The organism is Parasaccharibacter sp. TMW 2.1891, assembly GCF_023337675.1.
Taxonomy (GTDB): domain Bacteria; phylum Pseudomonadota; class Alphaproteobacteria; order Acetobacterales; family Acetobacteraceae; genus Bombella; species Bombella apis.
In genome coordinates, this window is sequence record NZ_QORT01000001.1 from 252,926 (window position 1) to 269,752 (window position 16,827).

The 16,827-nt window shown below is 58.4% G+C and carries 25 protein-coding genes; 8 read left to right on the forward strand and 17 right to left on the reverse strand.

The annotated features are described in order from the left end of the window. The first annotated feature begins 171 nt into the window (after positions 1 to 171). The 4 genes from DTJ15_RS01050 (at position 172) to DTJ15_RS01065 (ending at position 2,292) form a co-directional block, all read left to right on the forward strand. Positions 172 to 663 (forward strand): hypothetical protein, encoded by a 492-nt coding sequence (locus DTJ15_RS01050; RefSeq protein WP_081562649.1) that lies wholly within the window; start codon positions 172 to 174, stop codon positions 661 to 663. A 20-nt stretch (positions 664 to 683) separates the two neighbouring features. Beyond that, the gene (locus DTJ15_RS01055; RefSeq protein ID WP_249109225.1) at positions 684 to 1,040 is read left to right on the forward strand and encodes a hypothetical protein; all 357 of its coding nucleotides are present in this window, start codon (positions 684 to 686) and stop codon (positions 1,038 to 1,040) included. 141 nt (positions 1,041 to 1,181) lie between these two features. Continuing rightward, positions 1,182 to 1,622 carry a hypothetical protein gene (locus DTJ15_RS01060; RefSeq protein WP_043562073.1) on the forward strand — a complete coding sequence of 147 codons (441 nt, stop codon included), beginning with the start codon at positions 1,182 to 1,184 and terminating at the stop codon, positions 1,620 to 1,622. Between the two features lie 52 nt (positions 1,623 to 1,674). Next, the gene (locus DTJ15_RS01065; protein WP_043562075.1) at positions 1,675 to 2,292 is read left to right on the forward strand and encodes a trimeric intracellular cation channel family protein; all 618 of its coding nucleotides are present in this window, start codon (positions 1,675 to 1,677) and stop codon (positions 2,290 to 2,292) included. Between the two features lie 9 nt (positions 2,293 to 2,301). Here the strand turns inward: DTJ15_RS01065 and DTJ15_RS01070 are convergent, their stop codons facing one another. From DTJ15_RS01070 to DTJ15_RS01130, 13 genes are all read right to left on the reverse strand, one after another. Further along, positions 2,302 to 2,643, reverse strand: a complete 342-nt coding sequence (locus tag DTJ15_RS01070) for a YnfA family protein (protein WP_081562647.1) — start codon at positions 2,641 to 2,643, stop codon at positions 2,302 to 2,304. Between the two features lie 93 nt (positions 2,644 to 2,736). Next, positions 2,737 to 2,964: a hypothetical protein gene (locus DTJ15_RS01075; protein WP_052349246.1), complete on the reverse strand. Its 228-nt coding sequence runs from the start codon at positions 2,962 to 2,964 to the stop codon at positions 2,737 to 2,739. Between the two features lie 75 nt (positions 2,965 to 3,039). Beyond that, positions 3,040 to 3,489, reverse strand: a complete 450-nt coding sequence (locus DTJ15_RS01080; RefSeq protein ID WP_249109226.1) for a structural protein P5 — start codon at positions 3,487 to 3,489, stop codon at positions 3,040 to 3,042. Between the two features lie 5 nt (positions 3,490 to 3,494). Next, the gene (locus tag DTJ15_RS01085) at positions 3,495 to 3,794 is read right to left on the reverse strand and encodes a hypothetical protein (protein ID WP_043562083.1); all 300 of its coding nucleotides are present in this window, start codon (positions 3,792 to 3,794) and stop codon (positions 3,495 to 3,497) included. 62 nt (positions 3,795 to 3,856) lie between these two features. Further along, positions 3,857 to 4,090 carry a hypothetical protein gene (locus DTJ15_RS01090; RefSeq protein WP_043562086.1) on the reverse strand — a complete coding sequence of 78 codons (234 nt, stop codon included), beginning with the start codon at positions 4,088 to 4,090 and terminating at the stop codon, positions 3,857 to 3,859. Beyond that, the gene (locus DTJ15_RS01095) at positions 4,090 to 4,323 is read right to left on the reverse strand and encodes a hypothetical protein (protein ID WP_249109227.1); all 234 of its coding nucleotides are present in this window, start codon (positions 4,321 to 4,323) and stop codon (positions 4,090 to 4,092) included. Before DTJ15_RS01095 ends, DTJ15_RS01090 begins: the two co-directional genes overlap by 1 nt. 8 nt (positions 4,324 to 4,331) lie before the next feature. After that, complete coding sequence (locus tag DTJ15_RS01100; protein WP_249109228.1) at positions 4,332 to 4,808, reverse strand: hypothetical protein; 477 nt, start codon at positions 4,806 to 4,808, stop codon at positions 4,332 to 4,334. Next, positions 4,805 to 6,814, reverse strand: coding sequence for a right-handed parallel beta-helix repeat-containing protein (locus DTJ15_RS01105; protein WP_249109229.1), 2,010 nt, complete (start codon positions 6,812 to 6,814; stop codon positions 4,805 to 4,807). Before DTJ15_RS01105 ends, DTJ15_RS01100 begins: the two co-directional genes overlap by 4 nt. A 60-nt stretch (positions 6,815 to 6,874) precedes the next feature. Further along, entirely contained in the window at positions 6,875 to 7,978 is a 1,104-nt protein-coding gene (locus tag DTJ15_RS01110; RefSeq protein WP_249109230.1) for a glycine-rich domain-containing protein, read from the reverse strand. Then, complete coding sequence (locus tag DTJ15_RS01115; protein ID WP_249109231.1) at positions 7,975 to 8,571, reverse strand: DUF2612 domain-containing protein; 597 nt, start codon at positions 8,569 to 8,571, stop codon at positions 7,975 to 7,977. The genes DTJ15_RS01110 and DTJ15_RS01115 overlap by 4 nt, the downstream gene beginning before the upstream one ends. Further along, a complete protein-coding gene (locus DTJ15_RS01120; RefSeq protein ID WP_249109232.1) occupies positions 8,568 to 9,794 on the reverse strand; it encodes a baseplate J/gp47 family protein in 1,227 nt (408 codons plus the stop codon). The genes DTJ15_RS01115 and DTJ15_RS01120 overlap by 4 nt, the downstream gene beginning before the upstream one ends. Then, positions 9,781 to 10,131, reverse strand: coding sequence for a hypothetical protein (locus tag DTJ15_RS01125; protein WP_249109233.1), 351 nt, complete (start codon positions 10,129 to 10,131; stop codon positions 9,781 to 9,783). Before DTJ15_RS01125 ends, DTJ15_RS01120 begins: the two co-directional genes overlap by 14 nt. Positions 10,132 to 10,216: 85 nt before the next feature. After that, entirely contained in the window at positions 10,217 to 11,761 is a 1,545-nt protein-coding gene (locus DTJ15_RS01130; protein WP_249109234.1) for a glycoside hydrolase family 55 protein, read from the reverse strand. 554 nt (positions 11,762 to 12,315) lie between these two features. Between DTJ15_RS01130 and DTJ15_RS01135 the strand changes: the two genes are divergently transcribed. The 4 genes from DTJ15_RS01135 to DTJ15_RS01150 all read left to right on the forward strand — a co-directional run bounded on the left by DTJ15_RS01135 (position 12,316) and on the right by DTJ15_RS01150 (position 14,097). Next, positions 12,316 to 12,651, forward strand: a complete 336-nt coding sequence (locus DTJ15_RS01135; protein WP_143539976.1) for a hypothetical protein — start codon at positions 12,316 to 12,318, stop codon at positions 12,649 to 12,651. Positions 12,652 to 12,773: 122 nt separating this feature from the next. Then, complete coding sequence (locus DTJ15_RS01140; protein ID WP_043562104.1) at positions 12,774 to 13,142, forward strand: hypothetical protein; 369 nt, start codon at positions 12,774 to 12,776, stop codon at positions 13,140 to 13,142. Between the two features lie 148 nt (positions 13,143 to 13,290). Next, on the forward strand, positions 13,291 to 13,446 hold the full coding sequence (locus DTJ15_RS01145; RefSeq protein ID WP_156878807.1) for a hypothetical protein: 156 nt from the start codon (positions 13,291 to 13,293) through the stop codon (positions 13,444 to 13,446). A 78-nt stretch (positions 13,447 to 13,524) separates the two neighbouring features. Next, positions 13,525 to 14,097 (forward strand): hypothetical protein, encoded by a 573-nt coding sequence (locus DTJ15_RS01150; RefSeq protein ID WP_043562106.1) that lies wholly within the window; start codon positions 13,525 to 13,527, stop codon positions 14,095 to 14,097. A gap of 4 nt (positions 14,098 to 14,101) precedes the next feature. Here the strand turns inward: DTJ15_RS01150 and DTJ15_RS01155 are convergent, their stop codons facing one another. The 4 genes from DTJ15_RS01155 to DTJ15_RS01170 are packed head-to-tail and all read right to left on the reverse strand — an operon-like array spanning position 14,102 to position 16,820. After that, the gene (locus tag DTJ15_RS01155; RefSeq protein WP_249109235.1) at positions 14,102 to 14,755 is read right to left on the reverse strand and encodes a Gp138 family membrane-puncturing spike protein; all 654 of its coding nucleotides are present in this window, start codon (positions 14,753 to 14,755) and stop codon (positions 14,102 to 14,104) included. Between the two features lie 54 nt (positions 14,756 to 14,809). Then, on the reverse strand, positions 14,810 to 15,829 hold the full coding sequence (locus DTJ15_RS01160) for a hypothetical protein (RefSeq protein WP_249109236.1): 1,020 nt from the start codon (positions 15,827 to 15,829) through the stop codon (positions 14,810 to 14,812). Continuing rightward, on the reverse strand, positions 15,826 to 16,125 hold the full coding sequence (locus tag DTJ15_RS01165) for a phage baseplate plug protein (protein WP_043562113.1): 300 nt from the start codon (positions 16,123 to 16,125) through the stop codon (positions 15,826 to 15,828). The genes DTJ15_RS01160 and DTJ15_RS01165 overlap by 4 nt, the downstream gene beginning before the upstream one ends. After that, positions 16,122 to 16,820 carry a hypothetical protein gene (locus tag DTJ15_RS01170; protein ID WP_249109237.1) on the reverse strand — a complete coding sequence of 233 codons (699 nt, stop codon included), beginning with the start codon at positions 16,818 to 16,820 and terminating at the stop codon, positions 16,122 to 16,124. Before DTJ15_RS01170 ends, DTJ15_RS01165 begins: the two co-directional genes overlap by 4 nt. Between the last annotated feature and the right edge of the window lie 7 nt (positions 16,821 to 16,827).

Below are 16,827 nucleotides of genomic sequence, written 5' to 3' on the forward strand. Positions count from 1 at the left end.
TTGATTTGCACGGCAAAGCTGATGTGTGAATGTTAATTCATGTTCCGGTTGGGGAACAAAATGACAGCTTGCCGGGAAGGAGACGGTCATGGTGACAGGCTGGGCCTCCTTTGGCATCTGTGCCCTGCCGGTCTGTGACAAGTGTGGAATGATAGGGAGGTCCTGGGACTGATGATGGTACGATATGGGAAAGCCGGTCTTTATGGTGGGATGATGGCACTGGGCATGAGCTTAATGGCTGGAGCTGCCCAGGCAGAGGGCTTGGACCGTGTGTATGAGGTGCAGGCCCAGCTGTCTCCAACAGCCCTTGTGGCGGGCAACAGCACGCCAGTGGATGTGCTGAAGACCCAGATCGGCCCGAATATCCGGCAGGAACAGGATGAGAAGACGGTTTCCATCGGTCAGGACAGCTACAGGCTGGACCAGTACCGCATGAGGGTGCGTCTGCGCCATGGTGCTGGTGGCGGGTATGATGATGGTACGGTAAGCTATGTGATCTCTGCCAACCTGAGCCGGAAGAACAGCGATCATGCGACGTCCATTTTCACGCGGGTGAGAGGCGTCCTGAAGATGCATGATGGCCAGGCTACGGCTGTTCTGCCAGCCAATCGTTATTTCAAGGGGACGGTGCAGGTTGGTGCCATTGCGGCGAAGCTGTTCTGAACGTGAAGGGAGACTGGACCGTGTGGCGGTTTACGAAAGGCAGCATGGCCCTTCTGGCCTGTCTCATGGTTCCGGCTGGTGCCATGGCGGCTGGGCTGGCCCTGCCGGCTTCAGGAATCAAGGCGCCGTACAGCCCGTTGGCCATTCCAACCCGGATGACGCCCCTTGAAGATTCCCTGGAAACCCTGCTGGACAGGCAATACCGTGTTGTTGCTGCCCATCAGGCCGGAGGGGAGGAGGTGCTGGTTCTGTTCCGGGGGGATATGCCGGACAGGGCTGGAAGTATGGTCCTGTGTGCCCTGACGATGCCTAATCCTGCCAGGGATCAGAATGTCGTGACATCACGTTGCTGGGCCCTGAACCATCCTGACCGGTAAAACATGCCGTCATGCCTGTGCAAGAAAGCCGTTCTGCTGTGTGTACAGGTATGTTACTCATTCTGCGATGTCATGTGGTCCGTCATGCCTCATGTCTCTGCCCTCGGGTAGAGAAGACGGCTCAGGGAGGGAGCTATCTTTATGGTTGATTCAGTTTACAGTCTGCTTGGTTATGAGGCGGAGGTGCGCCAGCTGGGGAAGAAGATCGGGCGTTTGTCCAAGCATGAGCTTTTTTCACAGGATCTGACAGCTTTCCCTACTGCACATCCACGGGTCGAGCCCCGGCATGAGGCTTTTTATCGTGAGATCGAGGCATCCCATCTCTTTTACCGGCAGATGGTCAGCTCGATGGAGCGGGAGTTTCATGCTCTTTGTGAGTGTTTTTCATCTGAGCGCTATTATGCGGTTGATGGTGACTTCAACCATCTGATGGTGAAATTCAACGGTGATGCTGCCAACGATACGCTGGCCTCCATGCGGTTCATGAACCGTTTTATCCTCTGCCTGAAGAAGGGAGCACCCTTTGGGGAGGATGACACGCATGTCCTGTTCGCCAATTACGGGCGGCTGGTGGTCCGCTAGGCGGCAGGGCTGCATTTTTTCTGGCAGAGTGGCGCATGGCAGGGAACCCGGCATGACCTTTGATCTCTACACCACGCTGTATATCGTGGCCATCATTGCCGAGGCCATGACGGCTGCCCTGCTGGCGGGCAAGCTGGAGATGGATCTTGTAGGGGTGTTCCTGTTGGGATGGATCACCGCCTTGGGGGGAGGGTCCATCCGGGATGTGCTGCTCAACCATTATCCATTGTCCTGGGTGCGGCATCCCAGTTACCCGCTCATTACCGGGTTTGCCGCCCTGGCCACCATCATGGTGGCCCAGCACATGCACAGGTTGCGCAAACTGTTCCTGTTTCTGGATGCAATTGGCCTTGTCGTCTTTACCGTTATGGGCTGCCAGGTAGCGATGACGGAACATCTTTCTGTGGTCTGTGTCATCATTTCTGGCATGATCACGGGATGTATGGGCGGCGTGCTGCGGGATATACTCTGCAATGACATTCCGCTGCTGTTCCGGTCCGAACTGTATGGCACGGTGTCTGTCAGTACGGGGGTCGTGTTTCTCTGCTGCTCCCATATTGTGGACAACAGGAACATCGAGCTGCTGATTTCCATGATTTTTGGCATCAGTTTCCGTCTGCTCTCCATCCGTTACAACTGGACACTGCCACGCTTCAGTTATCGGTCCTGAGGCAGGTGGTCAGGTCCGGCCATGGGGGGCCAGAAGAATGAGCAGGGCTCCCACCAGGCAGAGGGCAGCCCCTGCCATGTCCCATGCATCCGGTGCCAGACCCTCCACGGCCCAGCCCCAAAAGAGGCTGGTGATGATATAGAGGCCGCCATACAGGGCATAGGCCCGCCCGGCATGGTCAGCCGGGCTGAATGTCAGCAGGATAGCGAACAGGCCGAGGCACAGCCCGCCGGGCAGGAGCCAGAGCGGGGACCGCCCCAGCCGCAGCCAGGCCCAGACAGAGAAACAGCCTGCAATTTCAGCGAAGGCCGCCAGGCCGTAGAGCAGGCAGGCAATGAGAGCATGTGACATGGCCGATGGTCCTGACGTGATGACGCTGTCTGTTCTGTAGCATGTGAGGCAGCTCACAGGCGAGGGCGGAGAGAGACGGTCTCTGCCTGGGGCTCAGGAATTATGTGAGGCTTCTTTCGCTGGGTGCCCTGGCTGGAGGTGATTTCTGGCCCAACCGACATTCAGTGCCAGCGTGGATATGCATCGGTATGGCAGTATCCAGCGGGAACCGGCCGCTGGCGGGCGGATGAACACGGTCATCAGATTGCAGAGGATGATGACCAGCGCCACGTAGTTCTGGAGACCATCGGGCAGGGTGGTAAAAAAGGAGCTGATGTCCATTGGCGGTATCTCCGTGATGATAAGGCCGCAGAGAGGCGGTCATGGAATTGATGTATGATGAGGTGGAAGCGTCAGTCAGATCGCTGGGGTCTGCCGGAGGGCAGGGAGGGCTGCTGCGACCTGGGCCACCAGCCGTCCATAAGGGTTCTGGCCATTTTCGTAGTGGATGATGGCCTCCATCAGGCTGGCAAGCAGGGTGGCTGTAGGCGGGCCGAGGACTGTATCCGGCGTCACGCCAAGGGCCTGCGCAACAGTATCAATGTAGCGTCGGGTATCGTTCTCGGCCGGGGGGGCCCATTGGCTGATGATGCAGGCGACGGTATCCAGCCTGTCCCGTACCATGTAACGGCAGAGCTGGTCCCGCAAGGCCATCAGGCCAGCTTCTGATGTGGAGAAGTGGGCAAAGCGGGGCGTGATGCCTGGCCCCGCAGGCTCCAGCATTGCGCCGGGCTGATGGGCGAAGTTGAGGTTGCCCGGATTGTTGTTGCGGATGCCACGGGGTGGCCGGGTGGGTGTCTGGGGCATGGTCATCAGCCTCCGAAGAAATGGGGGTAGAGCGTGTGGATGAGTTGATAGAGCCCCACGGCGACTGCTCCGCCAACCGCACCGCCGCCTGTGATGGCGGCTGTAACAGTGCGTGACCGTAATGAATTACTCTCCCGTATCTGTTCGCTCAGGGAGGCAATGCCAGCATGAAGTTCCAGCGCCAGATTATCGATCTTGTTGCTGAGCTTTGTGAGGTCTTCATCATGACGGGCCTGTACTGCCTCCAGGGCGGCAATCCGTTCGTTGAGAGGGGTGATCCTGTCAGGAAGGTGTGTGGGCATCATGGGAGCAGTTCCATAAAAAAACCGCCTTGGCGGGCGGTCAATGTGGGATGAGAGCGTGGTGGTCAGCTACAGATTTTTTGAATTTCATGGCGTTCATTTCCATAATCCAGAAGGAAGAGGGGCGTTTCCTTCAGGTCAGGATGGAGATGGAGCTCTCTGGCGACAGCCCGCTCTTCTTCTGGCGAATAATGGACAAGCGCCGGGCAGAGGGGACGAAAGGGAGGCTGGTTGCAGCCTGCCAGCAGGCACAAGGCCAGCCCTGCCAGCAGTCCCGCAGGCGGTGGAGCGGGGGCCATCAGAATTGTCCCTTTTCCAGTGTGTCCAGCAGCTGGGTGCTGGTCCGCAGGCCGTTGGTACGGGCTTCGAGCATGGTGCGGGCGGCCCTGCTTGTGGCCTGGGCTGTTGCCGCGTCCTGCTGGCTGGACCGGACCCGTGCGCTGTTGCGTCCAGCCCTGTTGGCATAGGCAATCAGCCCTCCCAGAAAGGCCAGCATGGTGAGGAGAAAACAGCCTGCAAAATAGGGATTCATGGGGGCTCTCAATCTGTTGGTCTGGCGGGTAACGTGGGGAGGGACGTTGGTGTGTCAGAACCATCCAGGATGGCTCTCAGTGTGCTGACACAGGCCCGCATTTTGGGGCCGAAGGTTTCGCCCATGGCGGCAGTCATGGCTGCCTGTTGCTGAACCTGCAGCATCATGGCGGCGGCCTGGTCCCGCAGGGTGGTGGAGGGTGTTTCTCCCTGTGTGATGCCCCCCTTGGAGAGAACTGGATTTACAACAGGGCGGGCGTTCCAGTCTTCATCCGTGACATGCAGGCGGATGGCCCGGCTTCCCGCAGGCATGTGCGGTGTGACCTGCTGGAGCAGCTCTGCTTCCGTCAGGCTGTGGGCGGTTATGGTGCCATCGGCCTGTTTCCTGTCCTGCGTGAGGGGAATGATGGTCCAGCCACGGATGGGGACAGGCTCCATGGCGGCTCCTTCATCAATTATGGCGAAATAGGCCATGTTCTGGGTCATGACGAAAGCTCTCCAATGGCCATGACAGTAATGTCATCGGCCGGATCAATATTGGCACCTCCCAGTCCGACCCAGAATTTTCCAACCGTGAAGCCGGTGCGGTCCGGTGGGGAGAGGGTTGAGGGGCCACCAACAATCATGTTGGTTCCGTTATGGAATGGCGGAACCATTACCGACACGGTGTCGCTGGTGAAGGATTGCGGAAAGGTGACCCTGTCTCCATGGGCTGCCTTTATGGTGAAAATCTGCATCATGAGCGGTGCGCCGGATGGGCTGCGTATGTTCAGCAGGACGTGGCCGTTCGGTGTGGTGATGGCCCCGTTCAGCGAGAGGGAAAAGACCCGGAAGATGTTGCCCTTGTTCAGGACAATATCGCCGGAAACGGCTCCCGTGGTCTGGTTCCGTGCTGTCTGGAGGAAGAGGCCCGTATCATCGGTCGTGGCACCGATCTGCCTGCTCAGTGTACGGCCATCATAGTCATAATGGCCTGATGCCACGATGTTGCTGCTTCGGGGGAGGGTATCCAGCAGTCCGCCCATGCCATCTGGCTGGCTGATGAAAGCTGTATCAGTCTGCCATGCCAGAGCCAGCAGGGGGCCGGCCATTGGTCCGGCTGCTACATTGCCGCTGATGAGGCCAGCAGCACCGACCGTTCCGCCAAGGCCTGTACGGAGCGGGCCGGAGGTACCAGCCGTGTTGGCAAATATGTTGTTGCGGATGATGGCGCCAGTGGGCCTGTTGAGATAGATGGCCGTTCCCGGATTGGCAGTGGAGCCGATATCCTCAAAATGATTGCCTTCAATTTCGACAAACTGGCAGCTGTCCGAGACATAGGCGGCATAGACCGGGTTGCCCGTTCTGGCGGTTGATCCATCACGGGATACAAGGTTGTTGCGGACCTGTACGCCATGAGCCGCCACGATGCCGATGGATCCACCCCCGTTGCGTCCGTGCGTATTGTTGTTGGAGAGGATGTTTCCCGTAATGAGGATGTTCCGCTGGATCAGCCCGTCTGCACTTTTCTGGTCTGTCGTCGTGATGCCAATGCCCCCGTCGGCATTGTCGTGAACATGATTGTTGGCGATCAGGATGTTCTCGTTGGCGGGCTGGTCGGAACTGTCGGCATAGACGCCGATCCCGTCATGGTTGCCGGAGACCGTATTACCTGTGGCCCCGCAGCGGCGGCAGCCCATGTAGAAGACGAAACCGCCATCGGTGTGACCGGTTGATAGGCTGTCCGTGAACCAGCAGTTGTCAGCCGACCAGATGAACTGGGGGCTGTTGCCGCCATCCAGCAGCGTGACGTTGGTAATGAGGCTGCTGCTGATGAACCCCAGAGAAAGCGGCCAGTTGAAGGTGTTGCGGATCGTGATTCCGGAAATCAGCAGATTGTCGATCCGTGTTGGAAATGAAGGCATATCAGGCGTATTGTCTGTATGGCTCAGCGTGTTGGCGCATATGCCGCCACTTACGGCGGTCTGTCCCCCCTGCTGGCCGGACCGGTTTCCGTCAATGATTCCCTGTCCCGTGATGGAAATTCGCTCCAGAGACTGGCCGGGGGCATAGATATCCAGACAGTTCGTGTTGCTGTCTGGCGCCAGGGTGATGATACCATCCAGGACGAGATGCGTATCCGGGCGGGTGATGCGGAGCGTTCCAAGCATGACGGACAGCCCGGCAGGGTGCACCAGCCGGAAGGTGCCTGCACAGTCATTGATGGCGGCCTGATAGGCGGCACTGTTGGCGGCTGTGTGCTGGCCGTCCGGGTCGTGGGTGACACCGTAGCTGGTCACCAGTTTTTCCGGGAAGCGGGCCAGAACATCCCGGACTTTTTCTCCTGCAAGGGTACTGTCACCATCAATGGTCAGCCCCGCTGCCTGGCCGTTGATGGCGTCAATCTTGCCGCCAATTTCCCTGGCAACGGTTGTGGAGGGGACGATGTCTGTCGGGTTTCCCGTTGCCGTGTAGGAGCGCCAGGCAGGAACCCTGTTTGCTGGTTGTGTCATGGTTTCCTCATGCTGGTTTCATTGCGCCGCCTGCGGGCGGTCCCAAAGGCTGGATGACGCTCAGACCAGCCAGCGATAGCGGATCAGGCCGTTGCCTCCTGTGCCGCCAGAAAAGAGTGTGTTTTTGGAGAAGGCATCATAGGCTCCACCTCCTCCCGCACCGAAGGAGGAGGCATCCAGTCCTCCCTGTGCACCGGCCCGTCCACCGCCCCCGAAAGCAGAGTCGCCTCCGTTGCCAACAAGAATGAACGGGCCGTTCTGCCCGTCTGACCCTGGGGCACCGGTCTGCATGAGGATGTTTCCTCCATGTGCGGAACCGCCAGGGGCCCCAGCACTGGAGGCCTTTGCCTGCCATGAGGCTCCTCTGCCGCCACCTGCCGTCATGACGGCAGTTCCGTTGATGAACAGTACGGTATCGCCGCCAGGCTGTTCTGTGGTGCCCCCCCGACCGACCCTGACGGACAGGGTATCGGCAGGAGAGATGGAGAAGATACCTTCTGCATAGGCGCCAGCTCCACCGCCACCGCCTGAAGAATTGGTGTTGGAGAATTCGCCCCATGCCTGGCAGTTGGCACCTCCCCCTCCTGCCCCCAGTGCCACGACATGAAGGCGTGTGGCCCATGCTGGGGGGGTGGGCATTGATCCGTCCTGATAGAGCGAGGCGAACAGGAGATTGGCTGAGGCTCCATCAAGACGGCTGAGCCTGCTGTCCAGGCGGTCGGAGAGGGCCCCCAGTGTGTGCTGGAGTGCCTCATCATTGCCGATGCGCCGCCAGTATGTTCCGTCAGGGTCGGTCGCGGGGTTGGTCATGTTGCCATCCTGCTGGCTGATGAGCAGAATGGTCGGATCCGTGGTGGATCGCAGAACAGCTCCCAGCGGGTAGCCTCCGACATCATGGGCGAATGATGCATCGAATGTCATCGTGGTGCCTGCACACCATGCCCGTGCGATGGATGAGAGGGCAAACAGGATGCCGTTCATGTCCCGGCCATCTGGTGGTGTGCCCCCAGCCCCCGTAGGCTGAAAGGTCAGCGCGGGGAAACCCAGCATGAAAGAGGCCGCCCCTGCATCACTGCTCTGGAGAGGGATGTCACGCCGATAGGCCAGACCTGCATTCTGGGCAAAAGGAACGGTAATTTTCTCTGGAAGGTCGGAAGTCTTCATAGAATGTCATTCCCGAAATCATTTTTGGCAGGGGGGATGAAGGTGTAGCGGTACTGCACGCCAGAGGGGCGGGGCAGCACACCGGATGCGATGATGGAAACGTCAATGGCTGTGGGGCGGAAGGAGAAAACGAGCATCATGGTGTGGTCGCTCGTATCGGCCAGGTAGCAGTTGCCACGGTTGCCGAAGAGGATCATGAGGATGCGGTTGATGTCAGCGATGGACCCGGCAGAAATGTTTGCTGCTGCCTTGGCCAGGATCAGCTGGCGGTAGTTTTCGTCTGTCAGGCGGTAATTGGCTGTTGCTCCACGCCCGGAATACCAGATGCCTTCACCAAAGGTTCTGGAGGTCGGATAGCCTTGTGCAAATCCCCAATAGCCTGTCGTGTCAATGCGTAGAACCCGCCCGACCCCAACAATCCTCCCCCACACGTCCAGCCCCCATCCCGTGGCCGTGGCCGGGTTCCAGACATCATGCAGGAAGGTCTCGATAGACCGTTGCGGGGCCACCGCCGCATTGAAGCGCTCGAGGATGCCGGTGAGGGCAGGGCTGTTGGCATACTGGGCGAGGATGGTCTCCCGTATGTCGATCATGTCACCACCTGCACACTGATCGTGTCCGCCGTCACCGTGGGAAGCTGGTTGATCGGCAGTGTGAGCCTGTTCTGGCCCGCATTGCCATCAGTACCGATGGACAGGGTGAGCACTTCTGCCCAGTCCCCCAGCCCGTCCACCACGGCAGAAAGGCGGGAGGCATAGACGGTTCTGCCCAGCCGGATGCGGTTGGCCCCCGTCGTCAGGTAGGAGACGATGGCCTGCTGGATGAGCTGCGCCGCATTGGATGGCACGGCATCCGAGGCCGCAATCTCCATGACCACATGGACAGCAACCGGCGTCGGCCTGTCATAGCGGAACGAGTATGATGGCTGGTTGCCCGCATAAACAGGGTTGGTGTCCTGCACCGTGACGATCTGGGTGCCAACGGTGGGGATGCCCGGGGGCTTCTTGTGCAGGATGGCCTGGCCGATGTCCTGCGGGTTGCCCCCTTCCACCAGAATGTACTGCGCCCCCGCCGGGATGGTCACGCCCTGCTGCACTGTCGGAGCCTGTGCCGGATTGTCCGTCACATAAGCATCCGTCACGCCGGGCAGCTCCAGCAGCGCCCCCATGAGGGACGCATTCTGCCCGATGCTGTTGGCCGCCACGCTGGCCTGCCGCCGGGCCTCGAAGTCGGTGCGGCTTTCGGCATCAGCGCCCGTGGCACCGGGGGCAGGATTGGTGAGGGATGCCAGCCCCAGCCCCGCCTGATAGAGCGTCAGGCTGTTGGCAGGGCAGGTGATGGCCCCGGCGGTCTGGCAGGAGAGGTCGAGGCTGGCCGTGGCGGACTGGGGAAGCGTGATGGCCTGCGGAGCCACATAGAGGCTGCCATCCGTCCCCTGTGCCACGACCGTACCGGCAGCGATGGTCTGGCCGGGAGCGTTCACGCTGGCCTGCACTGTGACGGTCGTTGCTGTAGCCGGCCGACGCTCGATGAAGTAGATGCGCCCGATGGCCTCCTGCATCCGCCCGGAAGAAGAGGCCGGGTCCACGCCATTGAAGATGGCGATCATCGCCCCCAGAAAGTCGCCAAGGATGGCGGTCTCGGAGAGGGCGATCTGCCCCTGCGGGGTGGAAAGGGCCGTGTTGGCCCCACCGCCCAGGGCGGCGTTCATGTCGGCCAGAACCCCGGCAAGGATGTCCTGCTCGGAAGGGGCGGTGAAGCCCGCATCGGTGAGGATGGGGGCCGGGACGTTGGTCGTGGCGTCAGAACTGGGCATAGTCCGTGCTCCCATCGCTGAAGGTTACGAGAATGACGCCGGTGAGCTGGCGTTCCTTGGTGGGATTGGCGAGGTGGCAGGTGGCCGCCGCCACGCCGGGAACAGACGTGGCGGCATCCTCGATCTCCGAAGAATAGAAGGAGAGGTCCACGTCCGAGCGGAGGATGTCCGTGTCGTAGGGGATGCCCTGCCCGGTGTCGTAGAGCACCTCGCCCAGCCATGTGCGGGCGGCAGAGCATACGTCCTGAAGGATGGCCGCCTTGTCCGTCAGCACGACCAGATTGCCCGTGCTGTCCAGTGTCAGGTCCCAGTCAGGGGTGAGGGAGAGGGTTTTCATGATTCCTCCGGGCAATAAAAAACCCTCCCGGTGAGGGGAGGGTTAAGTACCACTAGGGCGGGACGTGGAAGGTCAGTGCTGGATTTTAGAATGGACCGATAACGTTATTGCCGGATTTGTTGAAGTCTTGTGGACCACTAGCGCATCTAGATGTCTCGTTTCCAAAGACTTTTACATTGGTGACGCCCAAATTTAGCCAGATGGAACCTTGAACAAGTGCTGGTGGGGCTGCGTCTGTCTTGTTCGTTCCGCTGGAGGCAGGAATGTTGGGATTGTACAGCGGCTGCTGGCCAGAGGCTTCACATAGAATATTGCCGTATATGAGGCCGCGGGTAGGCATCGTTATGCTTTCTGTTCCGGCAATTTCTATGTTGGGGGCTCCTGTCTGGCCGGTTGTATCCGACAGGTTGGAGGAAAAGACCTGCCCTCCTTCAATGATGAAGTCGGAGATGCCGATATAGATGGCCGATCGCCCTGAGTTGCCAATACGCCCCCCGTGAAACCGCACAGCTTCAGCGTAGGTACCTGCATCTGTTTTTGAGGCGGGAGCAGCATAATTCTGGTTGACGAACCGTATGACGTGCGGGCTGTTTTTCCCTTCCCCAAGGAAGTAGCCATTGCTGAATTCCCAGTCCTGTATGTCGGAGGCATCGACGCAGTAGGTGCAGTTCTCTGCTTCAAAATCATGGAAGCGTGCAAAAGCTGGACAGGCTTCTCCATTATGTCCTTGAGCTGCTGAACAGTAGGCTCCAATGCCGTACCGTGCGTTTTCACAGATGGCATGGTCAACGTTTAGACTCTGGGCGAAGTCGTGATAGGAGAAGCAGGTGGCCGTGTGGTTGTCCGTCCCATTCATGTTAACCCGTGTCACTCTCAGTAGATCGGCACGTTTGTTGCACGATGCCAGATGTGGACCCTGGCACTGGGAGGCGTCTCCGAAAAACTCTATGCCGGTGCCGCTGAGGTTCATGATGGTGATATCAGTAAGACTGTTGGCCGCACCGCCTTCCTCTCGATAGAAGTTCGGGATGTCTCGTGCTGAGATGTCTTCAATGCTGGAGTGCTGTAGCCATGAAAAGTCAAAGACGGTCGCAGTGGGGGCCATCATGCTACCATCAATGGAAGCGTGACTTACATGAATGCCACCGCCATAGTCGGCTGTAGTCATGCCCACAGCAAACGCTGTCTGTCGGTCCTGTGTTGTCAGTTTGAATACGGTACCTCTCCAGTCAAGAGACCCAGAGTTCGTATTCCCGTTATTGGCTCCGATCAGACTGACACCGTTGCATGGGAACTTGACGGAAGAGATGGAATATACCCCGGGAGGGAAGAAGATTGCCCCACCACTGCCCCATGGTGCAGATCCTCCTGGTGGATCGCACACGGCATAAATAGCAGCCTGTACAGCTTGGGTATCGTCTGTCTGACCATTCCCGCGGGCACCAAAATCCTTGACCGAAACACGGTCTCTCAGACTCTCGGCGAGAGAGCGCTTCACAGCGTTATGCCTGTAAGGAGACACGGTTACGGATGTGGCATCCATGTTTTGAGCAAATGCAGGCAGATGACAAAAAGAGGCGAATATCAGGGGTGCCGCCAACTTTCTGATAAAACATGACAGTAGCCTCACGTGGTATCTCCTTTCATTATTAGGAACAGATCAAGCATATGGCGCCAGATTGTGTCCTTCTTCAGTTATGAAATTATTTCCGTCCAGTTCAGTCCTTAATGCTGCCTAGCAAGATGCCGGTATTGATAAAGGAGGGTCGGGCCATCCCCCCATGGGCGGGGAGCACACACTTGATACTGTCCAGAAGACTGTCTGGGTCGCCTCGCATAGGCACAATTCAGCATGCGCTTATTGGGGTTGCCAGCTTACGGTTACGGGCTGAACAGACCTGATGATGACGATCAGACACCTGCGAGCGTAAAAACCTTGATTAAGAGGAGGGCGGAGTATTTCCGTTGCCTGGATGAACTGGTCCAGCCCGTTGTGCGGCTCTCTTTTTCTTTTTTGGAAAAACCGATCGCCACAGGTTTGTGGTAGAAGCAGGCTCTTCCACAGGTCCGTTGAGTGTGGTTTTCATATGTGGCCCTGATGGATCAGGATGTGGTTGTCAGAGTCGGTGGCTGCACCCGGTAGGGTGGGGGCCGTCAATTTCAGGAATGAACAGGATTATGGGCATGAAACATCTGGTGCTGTGCGCCGTGTTCGCACTGGCTCTGCCCGGTGTGGCACGGGCGGAGGCTGTGTATCTGAAAAATGAGGATGGGTCTTTCGCCATAGACCCTCCAAAACTGTACGAATTTCTTCACAAGGCTTATTCCAGCAAGCGGGTGGCGGATAATGCCTATGATGTGCTCATCAACAAACGGCGGGGCAATTGCTACGATGCTGTCGTCCATGTGCTCAGATATTTTGATGATGGGCCAGGAAATGTGCCGAAATATTGTTACAGGCCGGATCTGGCCAGTGATGATGCCGTTACGGACGAGCCGCAGGGCCTGAGAGCGCCCTGAAAGCAACACCCAGCCAGAAAATTGTCTGATTGCCAGCGCATGGGGTGAAACCACATTGGAGAGGTTGTCGGGATGCGCTATTTTCTCCGTAGCCTATGGGGCGTAATGCAGGAATCCTGTTCATGAAACACGTTCTTTTTGTAATTGCAGCCGTTTCTGTCTGGGGCGGAGTAGCCCGTGCGGATGCATTGAGTCACATGCCCGAAACCAGAGGCACCCTCTCTCAGGCGCTGCATAGTGCCAAGGTGCAGGCGCATCAGGGGGTGAATCATCAGGAGCAGCGGACGGATGAGGAGAATTTGCGCCGCATCGGCCTTTCCGCCGAGACGGTGAGGGATGGTCTCTGGGCCGTATCACACCGCCCCCATTCGCCCTGTGCCCAGTATATCCGTCAGCTGACAGCCGATGCAAAGGGCAGTTCGGCGGCCCTGTTGCAGAGTGACCAGCGGCTTGTCACTTACGTCGAGAATTCTGGAATCTGCGAACGCTAACCGGCTGGAGCAGTGGTTTCTCTGCAAGGCAGTCGTGCAGTGATAGAGGGACCTTGCGCTTGATCGACCGTTCCTGATGGTTCAGTGCTGGGCTGCGCCCTGCTGGAAAAGAGGGCGTCCGATAGTGAATGACTGGAAAGGGAGTATCATGTCCGAGAAGGAAGAACCGGCTGCAAACCCTGTGAAGGCAGTACACGACGTGATCAGGAACATGCCAGCTGAGGAACGTGAAAAGGCTCATGAGCGCCATCATGAAGTGCTCGATGAAGTCTCCAGTGATGAATCCGAAACTGTAACTGACTGAAATCTGTTACGGGCGACATGGGCAGGCGGGCCTGTTCCGTCCTGCCCCCGCCCCTGTATCGTGAGGGAAAGGAAAGTGATGATGCGGACGACACTGTGCATGACAGGCCTGAGTCTGATGCTGCTGGCGGGCAGTCTGACAGATGCCCGGGCCCAGACCCCGCTGGATGTGGCGCAGGATGGAACGGTGACAACAAGTGGTCTGGCCGCTCTTGGTGTATCTCCCAATGGGGGGCAGCGCTTGGGGCAGACCGGTAAATGGCAGATGCTGGAGCTGGACCACACGCTTACGGCTCTTCTGGCAGAAAATGATGTCATGTTGTCTGCATCGCCACGTCGGGGTGGTGATGTCTTTCTCATGTTCGTCCTGAAGAATCATGAGATTCACCAGCCAGAACTGGAGGTCCGTTTCTCCAACGGATACGAGGTGAAAGGCTTCCATTATACAGGCATCATCAACCGGGGCACGCAATGGGGATGTTATGTCTCCGAAGCTGAGGGGCACGCCCTGTTTGATGCCCTGGCAGGCAGTACGTCTGTCAGCATGTCCTGGGCAGGGGGCGCAGCCCACATCGATTTCGATCACGGGGATGAGTTCGTCCGCACACTGGCTGAGACAGCCTGGCGTGGAAATATGCCGTTTCCGAAATGATATTTCATTGCGGGGGAGCGCTTGTGCCCGGACCGGTCTGCACGCCGCCGTGAGTATGCTGTTTTAGCGAGATGCCACCCGCCTGAACGTCGCCGGATGTGATAATATCGCAGGTGGCTTCAATGCGGCTGGCTTTCAGGGTGAGGGGCCCTTGTGCGTCTATGGTGACGGATCCCGGCGTCACGATCCGCCAGCCCTGATCCGTTGCCTGTATGAACTGGTCTGGCCCTTCATTGAGGAAGCCGCCCACATATACGCAGTCCTGCATGGAGAACTGTCGGAACGAGGCAGGAGGTGAGGGCTGTCGGGTCGTGATGGCATGGGTGTGGTCCCGCCCTGATATGATGATGAAGCCAATATCCCCCGGCTTGGGGTCGATGATGAAGGCGGAACGGCCGCCTTGCAAACGCAGGTAAGGAACATTGTGGATGAGGTCATGTGGCAGGGTGCGGGAGAGCGCATCCTGCTGCTGTACCATGGGACGGACCGTGACCTTGCCTGTAATGGCAGCGGCCTCGGTCGTGACTGTTTCTACCTGTACCAGCATGGAAGGGCCGATCTGGTTGATGTGGCTGGCAATGAGTGAATCCAGTGCACCTTTCAGGCTGTTTTTGCCCGCATTGGAGCGCAGGAGATAGGGCGTGGCTGTAGCAGGCATGCTGTGATCCTTCAGGCCGTTCTGGAGGTGGTTGTTCAGGAAGGTGGCGGCCCGTCATCGTCTGCCAAGGGTCGTACGGATGCATTCCATATGTGTATGCCAGGATCCATGTGAGGTCTCGGTACTGATGTCGTGCCAGACAAAGGTGGCCAGCCACAGGCCGTTCCAAGGTGGGGTGCCGGTTGTGCATGTTCCGGTGACGGGTGCAAAGGTGCTTTCCATAGCCAGTGGACGCCAGAAGGTGATGTCTGGCCGGAGGAGGGTTGTCAGGGATATGCCGGAACTGCTGTATCGGGGATAGCCGATCATCCCCGTTGCGGCTGAGATGACAGGAACTGTTGATTCCTGCCCTGCTGGCGGGATGCCGGTAAAGGTCGGCCCCCATACTTCAAGGAGCCCCCTGTAGGGAATGGCCCCCTGGTTGCTTTCCATCATGGGGATGAAAGGTGAGAGATTGAAGGTGCCTTTCGTCGCCGTCAGGATGGCCTGTATCTGCTCAAGAGCCGTTCCCCATCTGTAATGGTTTGTCAGGCTGGCATGGCGTTCCCAGCCACCATGATCCAGCAGCTGGAAGCCTGCTTCTTTGCAGATATCCGCCATCAGGGTGATGACGTCCTGCGGTCCGGCATAGCCTTTGGCCTGTGGCAGGATGGACGCTGGAATGGTGCTGGTCATGGCATGGATATGGAAGGGACTGTCCAGATCATCATAATCCGTCTGGGCACTGTCGACTGTTCCAGTGAACAGGTTTGTCAGCGGGCTCCCTTCATCACTGGCCTGTATGGTGATGAAAGTCTGGCCAGCAGTGATTGTGTTGAGGTTGTCTGGTGCAGGATGGTCGGGAAGGATGGAAAGGCTGTCTCTGTCTATCTGGGAGAGCCCCCTGATGGTGAGGTCAGCTTCGGAACCGGTGGTGAATCCCGCATGTTTTATGGTGGCCTGTATTGCATGTCCCTCGCCAATCGTGAAGCTGTCCAGGCCTCCGTTCAGCCCGGGTATGAAGAATGTGACGGTTATCTGTTTGCGGGCAAAGCTGTGTGTCGTGGTGGCATTGGGATATGTGATGGCTGTCATGATGTATCATCTTCGTAATGAAGCAGGAATCGGGACCCCAGACCTGAAAATGTGGGATCATCAGCCCCTTGTGTGTCGGTGAAGTACAGGCGGCCTGGCAGCAGGCTGGCAGGGTTGCGGATGATGTTGGTCCCGTTCTGGCAGACAACGCCACGGAGAAGGGCTTCGGTACCGACGGTCAGGTCCATGTATAGCCCGGTGGAAAGCTGTCTCAGCCAGATGTGGCATTGCAGCCCGGCAATGGGGCAGGTCATGCTCTGGGCTGCTGTTGGCTGGAGCGGAACCGTGTAGATCATGTCAGTTTCTCCGGCTGAAGGGTGACGGGGCCTGCATTGCGGGTTTGCGCACCCTGTGGGTGGCGGCTTCCCGTCCAGCGGGACGTGTTTCCCTGTCGGACTTCCTGAATGGTGATGTTGGCCGTTATGATGTCAACGCCGCTGTCGACCGTGCGGGTGAAGGTGTAACCGGTGATGTTGGCATTGGGGTAGATGCCCTCTGGCGTGGCGACGAAATAGAGGTTTGTGTCCTTTACGAGCCGGGAAAGCGTTTCCAGAAAATCTTTCCGCACCGTGTCAGACCCCACACCAAGGGTGCTGCGTATGAAGTCTGGCAGCAGGTTTTCACCAAGGGAGCCTGTTTCCGACCCGTCACAGACCATGCGGATCATGGCCCGGTAGGGCAGGAATACCTTGTTGTAGCTCGTGAAGGTACCGTTTTCCTGTGGGGCGGAGCAGATGTTGGCCTGTTCATCCAATCGCAGGGAATCGACATGGGCGGCGGAGAGGACACGTCTTGGCGCCTGGCCTGACAGGAAACTGGATGGGCCGCCAGCTGATCGGTTGAAACCGGACGATGTGAGGGAACTGAACTGGTCAGCCGTCGGGCGGCGGAAGATGCCCCATTGGCGGGCGGCACGCTGTACGGCCCAGTTTTCCAGCGTTTCACCACCGGTGGCGGAGGCTGACGCCCGGAGAGATGTCAGGATGGACATGAGGACT